The following is a 19,071-nucleotide window of genomic DNA, read 5'->3' on the forward strand; positions in this document are numbered from 1 at the left end:
TTAACGAAACCAATATGTGGCGCTCGTCGTCAGGGGATTTTTCGCTCTAAATTTCGCTAGGAGCGACCTGAAACCAGAAACAGGGAAAAAATCTGGGTGAGTAAGGTGTGAGTTATGGGTTATTTTTTAAGACGTTTGTCGTTCTATCTTGTCGCGCTCTTAGTTGCAGCGACGTTAAACTTTATTATTCCGCGAGCAATGCCTGGTGACCCAGTTACCATGATGTTTGCTAATGCTTCAGTACAGGTGACTCCAGAACGAATCGCAGCAATGAAAGAACTGCTCGGTTTCGTTGATGGGCCAATTTACATTCAGTACTTCTCGTACATTAAAAACATTCTAAGTTGGGAATTGGGCACCTCAATCCAGTTCTACCCACTTTCAGTTAATTCTTTACTAGGTAGTGCATTTGGCTGGTCACTATTTCTAGCTGGTACTGCGGTTGTACTTTCTTTCTCCATCGCTTCTGTCCTTGGTATTTTTGCCGCCTGGAAGCGCGGTAGTAAGTACGATGCATTCGTAACGCCTGGTACATTGATCATTCAAGCTATTCCACAAATGGTTATCGCAATGTTAGCGCTGTTTACCTTTGCGATTGGCCTGAAATGGTTCCCATCTGGCTATGCTTACACGCCAGGTACTATTCCTGATTGGACAAGCTGGGAGTTCATCAAGAACGTGGGTTACCACGCTGTATTACCTCTATTCTGTGCAACCATCGTTCAAATTGGTGGCTTCCTAGTTAACATGCGTAACAACATGATCAACCTTCTCGCCGAAGACTATATCACGATGGCTAAAGGTAAAGGGCTGAGTGAAAACCGCGTCGTCTTTAATTACGCCGCACGTAACGCACTACTTCCAAGTGTTACCGCACTGTCTATGTCTTTAGGTATGGCCATTGGAGGTCAATTAATCATCGAGATGATTTTCAACTACCCAGGCCTAGGTACTGTTCTATTGAACGCAATTCACGCTCGTGACTACCAAGTACTTCAAGGTCAGTTAATTATCATGACGATGTTCATGCTGTGCTTCAACTTAATGGCTGACATGCTGTACATGATTCTAGACCCTCGCCTACGTACGGGAGGCAAATAATCATGAAAGAACTATTCAAACTTATTTTAGGTAACGCATTTGCTCGCATTGGTCTTGGCATTGTTACGCTGTTCGTGTTCGTTGCGATTGCCGCTCCTTTACTTACAAAGCATGCGCCAGACAAGCGAACCGGTAACCCACACGAATACCCAAGCTTTGTTGTAAAACAGGCACAAAACAACCCTGATGGTTGGGTCGCTAAAAACCTAGCAGACGATCGTCGTACACTGCTTATGTCTAAAAAGGCCGACCACGTATTAGGTACTAGCCGAATGGGTCGCGATATCTGGTCGCAGGTGGCTTACGGTGCACGAGTATCACTGGGTGTAGGCTTTGGTGCTGGCATCATCGTGTGTTTCTTAGCAACAGTCATTGGTATATCGGCAGGTTACTTCGGCGGTAAAGTGGATGACGTATTGAGTGCCGCGATGAACATCATGTTAGTAATCCCGCAGTATCCATTGCTATTCGTGTTGGCGGCCTTTATCGGTGAAGCAGGCCCACTCACCATTGCCTTGATTATCGCTGGTACTTCTTGGGCATGGGGTGCACGTGTTGTCCGCTCTCAAACTATGGCACTACGCGAGAAAGAGTTCGTTAAAGCTGCCGAAGTATTGGGAGAGTCTTCATTCCGCATCATCTTCGTTGAGATTTTACCAAACCTTATCCCAATTGTCGGTGCGAGCTTCATTGGCTCAGTAATGTTGGCGATCAACACTGAAGCGGTCATTTCGTTCCTAGGTTTGGGTGATGCCAACACGATCAGTTGGGGCATCATGCTTTACAACGTGCAAACCTCATCAGCCATGCTGATTGGCGCATGGTGGGAAGTACTAGCACCTTGTATTGCCCTAACACTACTGGTTACTGGTCTTGCTCTGTTGAACTTTGCCGTTGACGAAATTGCGAACCCTCAACTTCGTTCTCACAAAGGCATGAAACGCTGGAAAAAACTAGCAGCAAAAGACAAGAAAGAGCGTGAGCCTGAACTGGCACCACAAAATGCACTATGGAGCGGAGATAAATAATCATGACTGCACCACTAATTTCCATCCGTAACCTATGCGTAGACTACATCACAGACGCGGGCGATGTCCGCGCCTGTAACAACGTGAGCTTCGACATTGCACCAGGTGAAGTATTCGGTCTGGCTGGTGAATCTGGCTGTGGCAAATCCACTGTTGCCTTCTCACTAATGCGCCTTCATAAGCCACCAGCGTTTATCACAGGTGGTGAGGTTATCTTCAACGGTGAAGATATCCTTCAGTACAGCGATGATCGCATGCAAGCGTTCCGCTGGAGTGAAATGTCGATGGTATTCCAGAGTGCGATGAACGCTTTGAACCCTGTTCTAACCATGGAAGAGCAGTTCTGTGACGTCATCATGCGTCATACCAATATGACTCGCGCTCAAGCAAAAACACGCGCTGAAGGTCTGCTGGAAATCGTTGATATCCACCCTAGCCGATTGAGTGATTACCCGCACCAGTTCTCTGGTGGTATGCGTCAACGTCTAGTAATCGCAATCGCTTTGGCTCTGAACCCAAAAATGATCATCATGGACGAACCGACTACCGCATTGGATGTAGTGGTTCAACGTGAAATTCTACAAAAAATTTACGCGCTTAAAGAAGAGTTTGGTTTCTCAATTCTGTTCATCACACATGACTTGTCATTGATGGTCGAGTTCTCGGATCGTATCGGCATCATGTACTCAGGTGAGTTGATTGAAGTCGCGCCTTCTAAGCAAATTCTGGAAAGTCCTTACCACCCTTACACCAAAGGTTTGGGTAGCTCTTTCCCTCCACTAACTGGACCAAAGACCAAATTGACTGGTATTCCAGGTAACCCGTTGAACTTGCTAGAAGTACCACGGGGCTGCCGCTTCCAAGCTCGTTGCGATCGCGTACATGAAGCATGTACACGTGTACCAACCCAATTACGTCAAATTGAACCAGGTCGCCTCTCAAATTGCCATTTGTACGGCGACACCATTGCTCAAGCTAAGGTTTAACAACAAAAAAACGTTAGCTAAGAACAAAAATTACACTGGAGAGAATTATGAGCAAACAATTCGGCGAACTGCTGATTGAGGGTAAAAATGTCGTTAAGGACTTCCCTTTAAACAGTAACTCAATCAAACAATCTAAGATGCGCGCAATCAACGACGTCTCTTTCAAAATGTACAAGAGCCGCGGCTTGTCAGTGGTAGGTGAATCTGGTTCAGGTAAGTCTACTACTGCAAAAATGATTGCAAAAATGTACGCACCAACCGATGGCATCATTGAATACAAAGGTCGTGATATCCAAGACATCACCTCTCGTCACGATTTAATGACCTACCGTGAAGGTGTACAAATGGTGTGGCAAGACCCGTTTGGCTCGCTAAACCCAACGCACAATATCTTCCACCATATTGCGCGCCCGCTGCTGATTCATAAGAAAGTAGCACCGGGCAACAAGAAAGAACTGGAAGAGCGTGTGTACGACCTACTTGAACAAGTTGGTCTTATTCCACCAAAAGAAACGGCGCAAAAGTTCCCGCACCAGCTATCTGGCGGTCAGCGTCAACGTGTAAACCTAGCTCGTAACATCGCAGTTGGTGCTGAAGTGGTATTGGCGGATGAGCCAACATCGATGCTCGATGTATCAATCCGTGCCGGTGTTCTGAACTTGATGGAAGAGATGAAGTTCGAGAAACAAATGTCTCTGCTTTACATCACTCACGACATCGCAACAGCGCGTTACATTGCTGAAGATCTCGCGGTCATGTACGTAGGTCACATGGTTGAATGGGGCGATACTGAAGAAATCATTCACGATCCTCAACACCCATATACGCAACTGTTGGTATCTGCGGTTCCAGATCCATCGAAGTCTATTCACGAGAAACTGAAAGGCAACAAAGGGGAAATCCCACTTTGGACACCAGAATCTGTCGGCTGTCCATTTGCTGGACGTTGTGTACACGCTACCGACAAATGTCGCGAACGACTACCGGGCGTCACTCAACTGTCCGACAACCACTTTGTCCGCTGTTACTTATTTGAAGATTAATCATAACGAGGGTCAGGTTCAGCCTGACCCATTCCTGTTTTTATCGTTTCCCGGAGACATTGAATGCTGCTACTGACTAACCACATTGGTTATGAACGTCTGGGCCCAAAGAAAGCCATTATCCAGACCGAACAACCACACTTGTCTTCTTACACTGCTCAATTGATTTGTGCCACTAGCGAGCAAACCGTGGCAACTTTTGCGGTTGAAGAACAAGGTAAAGTGGCGAACTGGCATCAGGGCTATTTCTACCTCATCGACTTTTCCTCTTTCACAACGTCAGGTGACTATTTCTTGCAAGTAGAAGATACGCGCTCTTCCTCTTTCATCGTTGGCGAACACATTCTGTTGGATCAAACTTTGTCAGATGTGATCCACTACTTCAAATCGCAACGTTGCGGCGGGATCTTCGATAAACAAGATCGACAACTTCCAGTACTAAACTCCAATAAAAAGGTTGATGTACACGGCGGCTGGTACGACGCATCAGGAGACGTTAGCAAGTATTTAAGTCACCTTTCATACGCGAATTATTTGAATCCTCAACAAACCCCAATGGTGGTTTGGAACATCCTAAAAGGGGTTTCATTGCTTGAAGGAAGCGAAGACATTGCAGCTTTCACACGTACACGTCTGATTGAAGAAGCCCTGTTCGGTGCAGACTTTCTTGTGCGTATGCAAAACGAAAAAGGCTTTTTCTACATGACGGTCTTTGACAAGTGGAGCAAAGATACTGCGCAACGCGAGATTTGCGCGTACGAAACTCAACTTGGTCACAAATTTGACGACTATCAAGCAGGCTTTCGACAAGGTGGCGGTGTCGCCATTGCAGCGCTAGCGGCAGCGTCGCGTTTAAGTGTTCACGGTGAATACGATCAACAAAAATACCGCAACGCTGCCGAAAATGGTTACTGGCACTTAAAAGAGCACAATACGCAGTACCTCAATGATGGGGAAGAAAACATTATCGACGAATACTGTGCGCTACTGGCTTGTGTAGAACTGTTTAAAGCAACCAAAGAAACTCGCTACTTGGAAGAGAGCCGTTTGTGGGCGCAACGTTTAGTTGCACGCCAAATGAGCGACGAGCAGATTCAACACTTTTGGTCAGCAAACCAAGACGGCAGCCGTCCATATTTTCACGCAGCCGAAGCTGGTCTACCAGTTATTGCCCTATGCGAATATCTATCAATTGAAGACGACTCAGCACGAGCGGAATCGGTAAAACGTATCGTCAACCTAGCGTGTGAGTTTGAGATCACAATATCGAATAAAGTGATCAACCCATTCGGTTACCCTCGCCAATATGTTAAAGGCGTAAATGAGTCAAAACGCGAGGCATTTTTTGTCGCACACAACAATGAATCCGGCTATTGGTGGCAAGGCGAGAATGCTCGACTGGGCTCACTCGCGACCATGGCGTACCTTGCTCAACCGCATATAGCGTCGCAAGAAGTACAGCAACAACTTTCTGTGTTTGCTCAAGATGCATTGAACTGGGTTGTAGGCTTAAACCCATACGACATGTGCATGCTAGATGGCCATGGTCGTAACAACCCTGATTACCTCCCTCAATATGGTTTCTTCAACGCAAAAGGTGGCGTGTGTAACGGAATCACTGGCGGCTTTGAAGACGAGGAAGACATTGCATTTAACCCACCAGCACAAAAAGAAGACGTGTTACAAAACTGGCGCTGGGGCGAACAATGGATCCCGCATGGCGCTTGGTACTTACTCGCGATAATGAGTCAAGCTCAGCATGTTTCTCAGTTGGCGACCTCTAAAAATATGAAGGAAGAATAATCATGGGAATGTATTTTGTCGGTATCGATGGTGGCGGCACGTCATGTCGAGCCAGGATTAAAGATTCACAAGGTAATTTTCTTGGCGAGGCCAAAAGCGGCAGTGCCAACATCATGCTAGGTGCTGAAATAGCAATGGCTTCGATTCTTGAATCCATCACTTCGGCTACCGAGCAAGGCGGTCTAACACAACAAGATTTCGCGTCGATGCACGTCGGCTTAGCCCTTGCTGGCGCAGAGCACAAAGCATCTTGGCAAGCCTTCATGTCTCTTCCTCATCCATTTGCCAGTATAACTCTGAATACCGATGCTTACGGTGCGTGCGTTGGTGCGCACAATGGCGAAGATGGCGCAATCATGATTGCGGGAACCGGTTCTTGTGGCATCTACCTTAACGGATTGGAGCAACATGTTGTCGGTGGTCGTGAGTTCCCTATTTCGGATCAAGGTGGCGGCGCAGCGATGGGGCTACGCCTAGTTCAGCAAGTTTTGTTAGCTGAAGATGGCATCAGAGAAAAAACGCCCCTAGCACAACACGTTATGACGCATTTCGAAAATGAGGTCGACAACGTGGTGGCGTGGTCAAAACAGGCGCTTCCTCGTGATTATGGGCAGTTTTCTCCGGCTATTTTCCAACATGCGGAACAAGGCGATGCACTGGCCATTGAAATGCTGAAGCAAACCGCAGCGGATATAGAAATGTTTCTCGTGGCATTAAACAAGCGCGGCGCAACACGTATTTGTTTAATGGGCAGCATAGCTGAACGCATTGTACGTTGGCTTTCACCACCAGTTCAGCAATGGATTGTTGAGCCACAGTTTGACGCGATTGAAGGCGCAATTATGTTTGCTGGCAAACCAGAACATAACCTTTACTCGCTCAGTGCGGCGTAGGAGTAGATATGGAATATCGTGTTGATCTCGTAGTCCTTTCTGAGCAGAAACAAAACTGCCGCTTTGGCCTCACCTTTCATAACTTGAGCGACCAAGACCTAAACATCTGGAGCTTAACTTTCGCTTTCGATCGTTACATTCTTCCAGACAGCGTTTCAAATGGTCAACTGACTCAAATTGGTAGTTTTTGCACACTTAAGCCAGAAGGGGTGGTACTGGCTGCCAACCATCACTATTACTGTGAATTCAGTATTGGTTCGAACCCATTCCGTTATTACTCGGATGGCTTTAACGAAGCGATGATCAACTTTGTCGTTGATGGAAACCCACAGCGCGCACAAGTGGATGTCACGCCTATCGTATTAGCTTCACCATACCGTGAACGCAGTGAGATTCCTGCAAGTTTAACCCATGCACAGCCCTTGCTGCCAAAACCAAACCATATTGAGGTCAGCGATCACTATTTTAGCTTTGATCATCATGCTGGCGTCGCGGTTTATTCAAGCCTGGCCAATTCAGCTAAAGAATGGCTACTTGATGAGCTTAAGCGCATTCACCAATTTGAGTTCGCATCAGACAATGGCAGTCAGATCATCTTCAAAGGCAACCCAACCTTGGATGAAGGCGCTTACAAACTGAAAGTAGCCGAAGAGTCAATCAAAATTGAAGCAGGATCTTCGTCTGGTTTTACCCATGCTTGTGCAACGTTATTACAACTAATCAAAGTTGGCGATCAACCTAACTCAATGGAAGTAGTTTGCTGTTCAATCAAGGACAGGCCACGTTTTCGTTACCGCGGTATGATGCTGGATTGTGCTCGTCATTTTCACTCCGTTGAGCAAGTCAAACGCTTGATCAACCAACTGGCTCATTACAAGTTCAATACGTTCCATTGGCATCTTACCGACGATGAGGGTTGGCGAATTGAAATCAAATCACTGCCTCAACTGACCGATATTGGTGCTTGGCGCGGATTGGATGAGATCAATGAACCACAGTACACGCACTTTGATGAACGTTACGGCGGCTTCTACACACAAGAAGACATCAAAGACGTTATCGAATTTGCATCGCAACGCGGCATCACCATCATTCCTGAAATTGATGTACCTGGTCATTGCCGAGCCGCCATCAAGTCGTTACCACACCTATTGGTAGAAGCGGAAGATACCACCGAATACCGCAGTATTCAGCATTACAACGACAACGTCATTAACCCTGCTCTGCCGGGGAGTTATGAATTTATCGACAAAGTGCTAGAAGAGGTCTCTGCGCTTTTTCCTGCGCCTTACGTTCATATTGGTGCCGACGAAGTACCTAACGGCGTATGGTCAAAAAGCCCAGCATGCCAAGCACTAATGGAACAACTGGGTTACAGCGACTACAAAGATTTGCAAGGACACTTCTTGCGTTATGCCGAAGACAAACTTCGTAAATTGGGCAAACGCATGCTGGGCTGGGAAGAAGCTCAACACGGCGACAAAGTCAGTAAAGATACGGTGATCTACTCATGGCTAAGCGAAGAAGCGGCATTGAACTGTGCTCGCCAAGGCTTTGATGTGGTGCTGCAACCAGCACAAACCACTTACCTAGATATGACCCAAGACTACGCACCTGAAGAACCGGGCGTGGACTGGGCAAACCCACTGCCACTAGAAAAAGCTTACAACTACGAGCCGCTCGCTGAAGTGCCTGCTGACGACCCAATACGTAAGCGCATTTGGGGCATTCAAACAGCATTATGGTGCGAAATTATCAATAACCAACCTCGCATGGACTACATGATCTTCCCTCGTTTAACTGCAATGGCAGAAGCATGTTGGACAGACAAACAACACCGAGATTGGACCGACTATTTATCACGCTTGAAAGGCCATCTACCTCTGCTTGATTTGCAGGGAGTGAATTACCGTAAACCGTGGAAGTAATACAAAACTGATGTCGAAACATCACGCTTGAAGAGTTTTTAAATTTTGGCTGCTGATGCAGCTTCGTAAAAAGGAAAGACACAAATGAAATACGGCTATTTCGATAACGAGAATCGCGAATACGTCATCACTCGCCCTGACGTACCAGCACCATGGACCAACTACCTAGGTACTGAGAAGTTCTGTACGGTTATCTCGCACAACGCGGGTGGCTACTCGTTCTACAACTCTCCAGAATACAACCGTGTTACTAAATTCCGTCCAAATGCGACATTCGATCGCCCAGGACACTACGTTTACTTGCGTGATGATGAGACAGGTGATTACTGGTCAATCTCTTGGCAACCAGTTGCGAAGAGCCTAGACGAAGCAAACTACGAAGTTCGTCACGGCTTGTCTTACTCTAAATTTAAGTGTGAGTACAACGGTATTGAAGCTGAAAAGACGCTATTCGTACCAAAAGGCGAAGACGCTGAAATCTGGGATGTAGTGATTAAAAACACCTCTGACAAACCACGTACGATCAGTGCATTCTCATTTGTTGAGTTCTCATTCAGCCACATTCAATCTGATAACCAAAACCATCAGATGTCTCTGTACTCGGCAGGTACGGCTTACAACGAAGGCGTGATCGAGTACGACCTGTACTACAACACCAACGATTTCGAAGGCTTCTACTACCTAGCTTCAACATTTGACCCAGATTCATACGACGGCCAACGTGACAGCTTCCTAGGCCTATACCGTGACGAAGCAAACCCGTTAGCGGTAGAACAAGGTAAGTGTTTCAATACAGCACAAACGTGTTACAACCACTGTGGCTCTTTGCATAAGCAATTTACTATTCAGCCGGGTGAAGAAGTTCGCTTTGCTTACATTCTAGGTATCGGTAAAGGCAACGGTGAGCGTCTACGTGCTAAGTACCAAGACCTTGCAGAAGTCGACAACGCATTTGCGGGTATCAAAACACACTGGGATGAGCGCTGTGGCAAGTTCCAAGTGAAATCACCAAACGAAGGTCTAGATACCATGATCAACGCTTGGACGTTATACCAAGCGGAAACTTGTGTGGTGTGGTCTCGCTTTGCTTCATTCATCGAGGTGGGAGGCCGTACTGGTCTTGGTTACCGCGATACAGCGCAAGATGCAATCTCAGTTCCTCACGCTAACCCAGCAATGACGCGCAAACGTATCGTTGACCTACTGCGCGGCCAAGTAAAAGCGGGCTACGGTCTACACCTATTCGATCCAGATTGGTTTGATCCAGAAAAAGCTGATGTTAAACCATCTAAATCTCCAACCGTAGTTCCAACACCTTCTGATGAAGACAAAATTCACGGCATCGAAGACACTTGTTCTGATGATCACCTATGGCTAGTTCCAACCATCTGTAAGTACGTGATGGAAACCGGTGAGCACAGCTTCTTCGACGAAGTGATCCCTTACGCCGACGGTGGCGATGCAACGGTTTATGACCACATGAAAGCCGCGCTAGACTTCTCGGCTGAATACGTAGGTCAAACCGGTATCTGTAAAGGTCTGCGTGCAGACTGGAACGACTGTCTGAACCTAGGTGGCGGCGAATCGTCAATGGTGTCGTTCCTACATTTCTGGGCACTGCAGGAGTTCATCGACCTAGCGAAATACCTAGGTAAGGAAGCCGACGTTGAAAAATACACCGAGATGGCAGCAAACGTGCGTGAAGCGTGTGAAACACACCTTTGGGACGAAGAAGGCGGCTGGTATATCCGTGGTCTAACGAAAAACGGCGAAAAGATCGGTACAGCGCAACAAAAAGAAGGTCGTGTACACCTAGAGTCAAACACACTTGCGGTACTTTCTGGTGCGGTATCTCAAGAGCGCGGCGAAAAAGCGATGGACGCTGTCGATGAGAACCTATTCTCTGAATACGGCCTCCACCTAAACTCACCATCTTTTGCAACACCGAATGATGATATCGGCTTCGTAACTCGTGTTTACCAAGGCGTAAAAGAGAACGGTGCGATCTTCTCGCATCCAAATCCATGGGCTTGGGTAGCTGAAGCGAAACTGGGTCGTGGTGATCGTGCAATGAAGTTCTACGATGCACTGAACCCATACAACCAGAACGACATCATCGAAAAACGTATTGCAGAACCTTACTCATACGTACAGTTCATCATGGGTCGTGACCACCAAGACCACGGTCGTGCAAACCACCCATGGTTAACAGGTACGTCAGGCTGGGCTTACTTCGCTGTTACCAACTTTATCCTTGGTGTGCGTACAGGCTTCGATGGCCTAACTATCGATCCATGTATCCCAACGAACTGGCCTGGTTTCGAAGTGACTCGTCAATGGCTAGGTGCAACGTACAACATCAAAGTAGTTAACCCAAACTCAGTAAGCAAAGGCGTTAAGTCGATTACTGTGAACGGTGAAGCAGTGAATGGTGCCTCTGTCCCAGTTCAAGCGGAAGGTTCAGTAAACGAAGTTATCGTTACTCTAGGTTAATCATCTTTTGGGGGAGTCCTTCTCCCCTTTTGATTTATCCGGTGCATTTATGTTTTACAAGTGCATCGGTTCGCTAGCAAAGATTTAAGACGCGGTGGGATGCCGCTCTTATCGAGGATCGAATCATGATCAAATTTGGTACAGGCGGTTGGCGTGCATTTATCGGTGAGGAGTTCACCAAAGATAACGTACGCTTGGTTGCCCAAGCAGTTGCAAACATCACGAATAACGAATCGGTTGCTGATCGCGGTTTTGTGATTGGCTATGACCGTCGTTTTCTTTCCGATAAAGCAGGTCGTTGGTTCGCTGAAGTTCTAGCAGCAAACGGCATTGTGGTCAGCTTTATCGACAAATTTGTCCCAACACCTATCGTAATGTTTAAAGCGAAAGAAATGGGCTGCGCATACTCGGCATGTATTACCGCATCACACAACCCTGCCGATTACAACGGCATTAAAGTCTTCATTGAAGGCGGTCGTGACGCAGATGAAATCATCACCCAAAAAATCGAATCACAAATAGACGCGCTCACTGCGCAAGATGTAAAAAGCGTCGACTTTGAACAAGCGGTTGAAGATAAGCTGATTGAAATCATTAATCCGATGAACGAATTCGTTGACTCAATCATCGACTTTATCGACATCGAAGCGATCAAGAAGGCGAATTTACGTGTTTTGATCGACCCAATGTTTGGTGTCGCGAAAAACGCACTGCAAACCGTATTAATCAACGGCCGCTGTGACGTTGATGTGATTAACGATGGCAAAAACCCAGATTTCGGTGGGTTAATGCCTTCGCCAAGCGCTGCAACACTCTACCGTTTGATGCACCTAGTGAAAGAGCAAGGTTACGATATTGGCATCGGTACTGATGGCGATGCGGACCGTCTTGGTATTATCGACGAAAAAGGTAACTTCATTCATCCAAATGAAGTGCTACTGCTGCTTTACTACTACCTACTTGAATACAAAGGCTGGAAAGGCTCCGTGGTACGTAACATCGCAACCACACACCTTCTCGATAAAGTCGCCGAAGATCATGGCGAGAAATGCTTTGAGGTTCCTGTAGGCTTTAAGCACATCAGCTCCAAAATGGAAGCGGATGACTCACTGATTGGCGGGGAAAGCTCTGGCGGCCTAACCATTCGCGGCCACATCAAAGGTAAAGACGGCGTATTCGCATCAAGTCTATTGGTAGAAATGATTTCAGTAACCGGCAAGAAGCTGTCTGAGTTGCTGGATGAAATCTACGGCAAGTACGGCTATGCCTACATGGCAGAAGGCGATTGCAAGTTCAAACCAGCGCAAAAAGACGTACTGTTCAACAAGATTTATGTTGAAAAGCAGTTGCCTGAGTTTGAGTTTGAAATCGAAAAAGTCAGCTATGAAGATGGTGCGAAAGTCTACTTCAAAAACGGCGGTTGGATCATCGCTCGCTTCTCTGGCACTGAGCCACTGCTACGAATTTTTGCAGAGATGCAAGATAAGGACACTGCGGAACGTGTTCTTCAACAGTTTAAAGACTTCTTGTCTTTATAACTGAACCTTGTGCCCGCTTCGAGCACTATGATGAGAGTCAACGCTGTCTGAAAAGGCGCTCATCAACAGGAGAAGAGCACTTGCCCGGCTCCACAGCCGGGCTTTTTTATTGTATGTTGGAAAGTCGTAAACGAGATAGCAAAGATACTCAGGAGCGTTAAGCAAATGCCAGGACGCCTTGCGTTTCAATTTTCACCGCGACGGACTCACCTATATTTAATGCTTGCGAAGCTGTAGCTAACAAACGGTCACCATTCGCGTTAATCACATAACGGCAGTGATCACCCATAAAATGCTGTTCCAATACGGTTACCGAACTATCTTCATCGGATTGAATTTGTACATGCTGCGGTCTTAGCAGTAAAGAGCACTCCGCCTGTACTGGAATATCTTGTTGAGCCGTGGCTTCAACCACGCCCAAGTGGGTTTCATATTCTGAATTCGAAACTCGTTTAGCAGCAAGGTAACTGCCACCACCTAAGAAATCAGCGACAAATTTACTTGAAGGTTGGTAGTAAAGCTCAGATGCTGTGCCATATTGCTCGATGACTCCATTGTTCATCACTGCCATTTTATCGGCGAAAGCAAAAGCCTCTTCACGGCTATGCGTAACAAAAATGGCAGTCACACCTTGGGCCTTAAAAATCTTACGGATCTCACTTATCAACTCATGGCGAACTTGCGTATCAATATTAGAAAACGGTTCATCCAGTAACAGTAAGTCTGGGCTGTAAGCTAATGAGCGAGCAATCGCAACACGCTGCTGCTGTCCACCAGACAATTGATGAGGATAACGATCGCCATAACCTTGAAGATGCACGAGTTCTAACATCTCTTGAACTTTGGCATTTTTCTCTTTCGTCGAGCACTGCTTTAAGCCAAAGGCAATGTTTTGCTCCACCGTCAAGTGAGGAAAAAGTGCGTAATCTTGAAAAATCATCCCTATATTACGCTGTTCTGGCGGCAACCAGTTTTCCCCATCATCAATTGTGACGCAATTTAGACTCATTTCGCCTGACGTTAACGGCAATAATCCCGCAACGGCCTTTAATAGTGTTGTTTTCCCACAGCCACTAGCTCCTAGCAAACAGACAATCTGCCCTTGTTCTACCTCAAGAGACAATGATTCGAGTACGGTTTGATCATCATATTGGCACGTTAGGTTTTTAATTGATAATGCACAGCTCATCAGTGATTTTGCTCCAGTGAACGGTTAACAACAACAAGCGGGATCAACCCAACAAGAACCAACAGGACCGCTGGCAAAGCGGCCAATTCTAAATGCTCATCCGAGGCGAAGTTATAAACGTATGTGGCTAGTGTTTCAAAGTTAAACGGACGAAGTAACAAAGCCGCATTGAGCTCTTTCATTGACTCGATAAACACTAATAAAGCCGCAATCAGTGCACCGCGCTTAACCAGCGGAAAGTGCACGCGCCACAGCATGGCATTGGGCTTACAACCCATAGTGCGCGATGCCATATCTAACGACGGAGAAATTTTATTTAAATTACTTTCGATACTACCAATCGCCACCGCTGAAAAGCGCACAACCATGGCAAAAACCAGGGCGAACATGGAGCCAGAAAAAATAAGTCCCGGTCTTCCCCACTCCATGGCTTTAGCAACGTCGTTGACACGATGATCCATAAACAGCACAGCGACCATCACACCGATGGCTAGTACCGTTCCTGGTACTGCATAGCCCATAGAAGAAAGACGCATAAATGCCAAGCTTTCTCGTTTACCATTGACTCGATGGGTAAAGTTAACGATCAGTGCGACAGCAACACCAATAATCGCAGCAATAACAGACACAACTAAGCTATTCCATGCGTATTCACGAAACTCTGAGGTCCAACTCTGCGCAAAATAAGTGATCGCATAATCAATCAGCTGTAGTAGCGGCAAAATAAACGCGACCGAAACCAAGCCCCAGCACCAAACTAGTGCGGTCCACTTTTTCCAGCCCGTCAACTCGTAACGAAAATCTTCGTGACTGTTAAATTGGCTTTGAAAAAGCTTTTGTTTACGGCGGCTGTATCGTTCGGCACTAAGAAGCAGTACTACAATGACGAGCATCATGGCAGAAATCTTGGCTGCCGCATTAAGATTAGAGTACCCCAACCAAGTATCGTAGACCGCTGTGGTTAACGTATTCACCGCGAAGTAACTTACCGTACCAAAGTCACCGATGGTCTCCATTGCAACCAATGATAAACCCACTGCGATAGAGGGTCTTACTAACGGCATCGAGATGCGCCAAAAGCTTTCCCATGGAGAGCACTTGAGCAAACGCGCGCTTTGCAATAAAGAGACATTTTGCTCCATAAACGCAGCCCGGCACAATAAATACACGTAAGGATACAACACCAAAGCCAACACAAAGGTCGCACCAGGCAGCGTACGAATGTCAGGGAACCAATACTCGCCAGGTCCCCATCCGGTTACATCACGCAAAAAGATCTGAATCGGGCCTGCAAAATCAAACCAATCAGTAAAAATATAACCAATGATATAACCTGGCATTGCAAGAGGTAGCACCAATGCCCACTGCAACCATTTTTCGGTCGGCAGTTTACACATGGCCATTATCCAAGCGCTTGGAATACCAAGAATTAAGGACAGCACCATTACGCCAACAGTTAGCGCAACCGTGTTAAAAATATAAGTCGGCATGACCGTTGCCATTAAATGAGCAAACAAATCATCCGTTTCACCAATTGCGGTGTAGAAGATCGCTAAGATCGGCAAAACCAGTAGCAGAGTTATTACCCCACTACTGGTTTTCCATAAAGAGTGTTTATCTTTCATCGCCTAATTACTGCAAGGCTGTATGAAATACAAATGCTGTTGCAAATACATCTCATATCCTTTAATCAAATGGGGGTACTGTTATACCCCCACAAGGAATTAAAGGTCAAATTTCACTTCGTCTAATAGCTTAATTGCCGCTTCGTGGTTGGCTGCAATATCGTCTAGAGAAAGCTTGTCTGCTTTAAAGTCACCCCAAGATTCCACAAGCTCAGAACGCTTCACGCCTTCTTTAACTGGGTACTCGTAATTAACTTCTGCGTACATTTGCTGCGCTTTGTCACCCGTTAGGAATTCCATTAGCTTCACAGCATTGTCTTTGTTTGGAGAGTACTTCGCCATCGCCATACCAGAGATATTCACGTGAGTGCCTGTAGTCTCTTGGTTAGGGAAGTTGATGTAAACTGCATCAGCCCAAGCTTTTTGCTCTTTGTCGTTAACCATTTTACCTAGGTAGTAGCTGTTACCTAGAGAAACATCACATAGGCCTTCTTTGATCGCTTTAACTTGTGCACGATCGTTGCCTTGTGGTTTGCGAGCAAGGTTTGCTTTCACACCTTCCAACCACTCTTTGGTTTCTGCTTCGCCATTGTGAGCAATCATTGCTGAAACTAGAGAAACGTTGTACGGGTGCTTACCGCTACGAGTACAAATTTTACCTTTGAACTCTGGCTTAGCTAAGTCTGCGTAGTTGAAATCTGCGCCTAGTTTACCCACGCGATCACGTGATGAATAAACGCTACGAGAACGTAGAGTTAGAGCAAACCACTCATTCTCTTTATCTTGGTATTGAGCAGGTACGTTTTCTTCAATGATTTTGCTATCGACTTTCTGAACTAAACCTTTGTTTGTCAGTTCAGCTAGACGGCTGATGTCTGTCGTAAGAATAACGTCAGCAGGGCTGTACTCACCTTCTTGAGCTAGCTTTTCTGCTAAGCCTTTTTTAGCAAATTTTACGTTTACTTTGATACCAGTTTCTTTAGTGAACTCATTGAACATAGGTTCAACTAGAAAAGGTTGACGGTAAGAGTAGACGTTCACTTCTTCAGCAGCCATTGCTGTTGGAGCTAGAGTAGCGCAAGTTAGTGCTGAAAGAGTTAGCAGTTTTTTCATTGTTTAATCCTTTACCATGCTAATGATAACGTTTATCAGTTGCGTTATTATATGTATGTTCAATAAGAAGACAATGACGAATATTAAAAAACCTGCTCATCGGAGCAGGTTTTATTGTGTTAAGTGTGTAACCATTTATTACAAGCTAATGATTATTTCACCGTAACAAACTCTGGGTAAGCACCAACACCACAATCATGCATGTCCATACCTTCCATTTCTTCATCTTCTGTAACGCGAATCCCGACGGTTGCTTTCAAGATTGCCCACACAACTAGGCTGGCACCAAATACCCAAGCAAAGATAACTACGGCACCTAAAAGCTGAGCACCAAACGTTGCATCACCGTTGCTCAGTGGCACTACCATTAGGCCGAAGAAACCACACACACCATGAACTGAGATAGCACCTACTGGATCGTCAATTTTAAGTTTATCTAGAGCAATGATACTGAATACTACTAGTGCACCCGACACCGCACCAATCGCAACCGCGTACAGTGGTGATGGCGATAGAGGGTCTGCAGTGATGGCAACCAAGCCAGCTAGCGCGCCATTGAGAATCATCGTTAAATCGGCTTTACCCCAAGTAGTTTTACAAACGAATAGCGCCGCAATTGCACCGGCAGCCGCTGCTGCGTTAGTGTTTAGAAAGATCTGACCTACCGCTGTAGCATTCTCAAAATCTGAAACCATCAACTGAGAACCACCGTTAAATCCAAACCAGCCAAACCAAAGGATAAAAGTACCCAACGTTGCCAAAGGCATGTTAGAACCTGGAATCGGATAAATTTCACCATTTTTACCGTACTTACCCTTACGCGCGCCAAGCAGTAACACACCAGCTAGAGCAGCAGAAGCACCTGCCATATGTACGATACCAGAACCCGCAAAGTCACTAAATCCAGCTTCTGCTAGGAAGCCTCCACCCCATGTCCAGTAACCTTCCATTGGATAGATAAACGCAGTTAAAATCGCAGAGAAAATCAAGAAAGACCAAAGCTTCATGCGCTCAGCTACCGCACCAGAAACGACGGACATGGCAGTTGCAACGAAGACAACTTGGAAGAAGAAGTCAGACTCTAAAGAGTGGTCGGCCCCTTCACCTTGAGTACCAATTAACGTGCCAAATGAAGGTAACCAGCCTCCTTCTCCATTATCGACATACATGATGTTATAACCGACAATCAGAAACATCGTACATGCGATGGCGTACAAACAGATGTTCTTCGTAAGAATTTCTGTTGTGTTTTTAGAGCGCACAAGGCCAGCCTCTAGCATCGCAAAGCCTGCTGCCATCCACATTACCAACGCACCGGAAATGAGGAAGAAAAAGGTGTCAAGTGCGTAACGTAAGTCGGTTACTGTTGTTGCTAATTCCATAATAAGTATCTCCAATCCTTTGAATTCTTAAAGTGCTTCTGCGTCCATTTCGCCAGTTCGGATACGCACCGCTTGGTTCAGATCGTAAACAAAAATTTTACCGTCGCCGATTTTTCCGGTTTGCGCAGCTTTTGTAATTGCTTCAACAACGCGATCTACATTGTCTGCGTGAGTCGCGATTTCAATTTTCACCTTTGGTAGAAAATCGACTTGATACTCTGCACCGCGATACAATTCCGTGTGACCTTTTTGACGACCGAACCCTTTAACTTCTGATACTGTCATCCCTTCGATACCGACATCAGCCAATGCTTCTCGTACATCGTCTAATTTAAACGGCTTAATAATGGCATTGATTATTTTCATTGAGTTATCTCCGAAGCTTTCATCCTGAAACACTTCTTATAATCCAATCTACGTGCCAAGTTTTTAAGTTATTGAATAATAAAAACTAACCTCAATTTACATATCTATAAACAAAAAGAGCGCACCATATCGGTGCGCCCTTTTCACAAATTTAAAGCAACGGCAGAGAAGTTACCCAAAACTGTGCATTAAATGTTCAAAAAGTCTTTCCACTGTTCGATTAGTGCCATGAAATCCTCTATCCCACAACTTGCTGTACTTTCTGCATTGTAGAAGTCGAACTCACTTTCCATCTCGACACCATATTCATGGGCTAATGCGTTTTCTTGTACAAGAACTTCGTCGCCCTGAATCATCAAGCTAATTTCCGTGCCTGTTAGGTTATGCTCCTGAGAAGGCGCTAAAAATGACCGCTCAATTAGCTTTTCAACTTGTGCAATCTTCATCGGATCTTTGCCAATTTCTTCTTGCAACCAGCGCCCTACAATCTCATGTCCCATGCTACATTTTACGTAGTACTCGCCCATCAACGTGTTACGAATGAATTCAAATTCCACCGAGATTGCCTATTTCGTATCAATTT

General features: G+C 45.9%; 15 protein-coding genes. 9 read left to right on the forward strand and 6 right to left on the reverse strand.

The window, feature by feature from the left end:
* Window positions 1–114 precede the first annotated feature (114 nt).
* From KJB35_RS22345 to KJB35_RS22385, 9 genes are all read left to right on the forward strand, one after another.
* Window positions 115–1,101: an ABC transporter permease gene (locus KJB35_RS22345; protein ID WP_005380038.1), complete on the forward strand. Its 987-nt coding sequence runs from the start codon at window positions 115–117 to the stop codon at window positions 1,099–1,101.
* Between the two features lie 2 nt (window positions 1,102–1,103).
* Complete coding sequence (locus tag KJB35_RS22350; protein ID WP_047102642.1) at window positions 1,104–2,129, forward strand: ABC transporter permease; 1,026 nt, start codon at window positions 1,104–1,106, stop codon at window positions 2,127–2,129.
* Between the two features lie 2 nt (window positions 2,130–2,131).
* Window positions 2,132–3,115 (forward strand): ABC transporter ATP-binding protein, encoded by a 984-nt coding sequence (locus KJB35_RS22355; protein WP_005380040.1) that lies wholly within the window; start codon window positions 2,132–2,134, stop codon window positions 3,113–3,115.
* Between the two features lie 47 nt (window positions 3,116–3,162).
* Window positions 3,163–4,158, forward strand: coding sequence for an ABC transporter ATP-binding protein (locus KJB35_RS22360; protein ID WP_005380041.1), 996 nt, complete (start codon window positions 3,163–3,165; stop codon window positions 4,156–4,158).
* 63 nt (window positions 4,159–4,221) lie between these two features.
* Entirely contained in the window at window positions 4,222–5,961 is a 1,740-nt protein-coding gene (locus KJB35_RS22365) for a glycoside hydrolase family 9 protein (RefSeq protein WP_017635902.1), read from the forward strand.
* A gap of 2 nt (window positions 5,962–5,963) precedes the next feature.
* On the forward strand, window positions 5,964–6,854 hold the full coding sequence (locus KJB35_RS22370; protein WP_104979667.1) for an N-acetylglucosamine kinase: 891 nt from the start codon (window positions 5,964–5,966) through the stop codon (window positions 6,852–6,854).
* A gap of 8 nt (window positions 6,855–6,862) precedes the next feature.
* A complete protein-coding gene (locus tag KJB35_RS22375; RefSeq protein ID WP_104979669.1) occupies window positions 6,863–8,782 on the forward strand; it encodes a beta-N-acetylhexosaminidase in 1,920 nt (639 codons plus the stop codon).
* 84 nt (window positions 8,783–8,866) lie between these two features.
* Window positions 8,867–11,275: a GH36-type glycosyl hydrolase domain-containing protein gene (locus KJB35_RS22380; protein WP_213898799.1), complete on the forward strand. Its 2,409-nt coding sequence runs from the start codon at window positions 8,867–8,869 to the stop codon at window positions 11,273–11,275.
* A 125-nt stretch (window positions 11,276–11,400) separates the two neighbouring features.
* Window positions 11,401–12,813, forward strand: a complete 1,413-nt coding sequence (locus KJB35_RS22385; protein WP_017635906.1) for a phosphoglucomutase/phosphomannomutase family protein — start codon at window positions 11,401–11,403, stop codon at window positions 12,811–12,813.
* A 157-nt stretch (window positions 12,814–12,970) separates the two neighbouring features.
* Here KJB35_RS22385 and KJB35_RS22390 read toward each other — a convergent pair whose 3' ends face one another.
* From KJB35_RS22390 to KJB35_RS22415, 6 genes are all read right to left on the reverse strand, one after another.
* Complete coding sequence (locus tag KJB35_RS22390) at window positions 12,971–14,002, reverse strand: ABC transporter ATP-binding protein (RefSeq protein ID WP_005380055.1); 1,032 nt, start codon at window positions 14,000–14,002, stop codon at window positions 12,971–12,973.
* On the reverse strand, window positions 14,002–15,627 hold the full coding sequence (locus KJB35_RS22395; protein WP_005386564.1) for an iron ABC transporter permease: 1,626 nt from the start codon (window positions 15,625–15,627) through the stop codon (window positions 14,002–14,004). The genes KJB35_RS22390 and KJB35_RS22395 overlap by 1 nt, the downstream gene beginning before the upstream one ends.
* Window positions 15,628–15,726: 99 nt before the next feature.
* Window positions 15,727–16,740, reverse strand: coding sequence for a Fe(3+) ABC transporter substrate-binding protein (locus tag KJB35_RS22400; protein WP_005386566.1), 1,014 nt, complete (start codon window positions 16,738–16,740; stop codon window positions 15,727–15,729).
* A 152-nt stretch (window positions 16,741–16,892) separates the two neighbouring features.
* On the reverse strand, window positions 16,893–18,122 hold the full coding sequence (locus tag KJB35_RS22405) for an ammonium transporter (protein ID WP_149192416.1): 1,230 nt from the start codon (window positions 18,120–18,122) through the stop codon (window positions 16,893–16,895).
* Window positions 18,123–18,149: 27 nt separating this feature from the next.
* Window positions 18,150–18,488, reverse strand: coding sequence for a P-II family nitrogen regulator (locus tag KJB35_RS22410; RefSeq protein WP_005386570.1), 339 nt, complete (start codon window positions 18,486–18,488; stop codon window positions 18,150–18,152).
* A 188-nt stretch (window positions 18,489–18,676) separates the two neighbouring features.
* Window positions 18,677–19,045: a YacL family protein gene (locus KJB35_RS22415; RefSeq protein ID WP_149192417.1), complete on the reverse strand. Its 369-nt coding sequence runs from the start codon at window positions 19,043–19,045 to the stop codon at window positions 18,677–18,679.
* Window positions 19,046–19,071 lie beyond the last annotated feature (26 nt).

Origin of the sequence: Vibrio sp. D431a (assembly GCF_030248655.1) — a bacterium.
Classification (GTDB): domain Bacteria; phylum Pseudomonadota; class Gammaproteobacteria; order Enterobacterales; family Vibrionaceae; genus Vibrio; species Vibrio alginolyticus.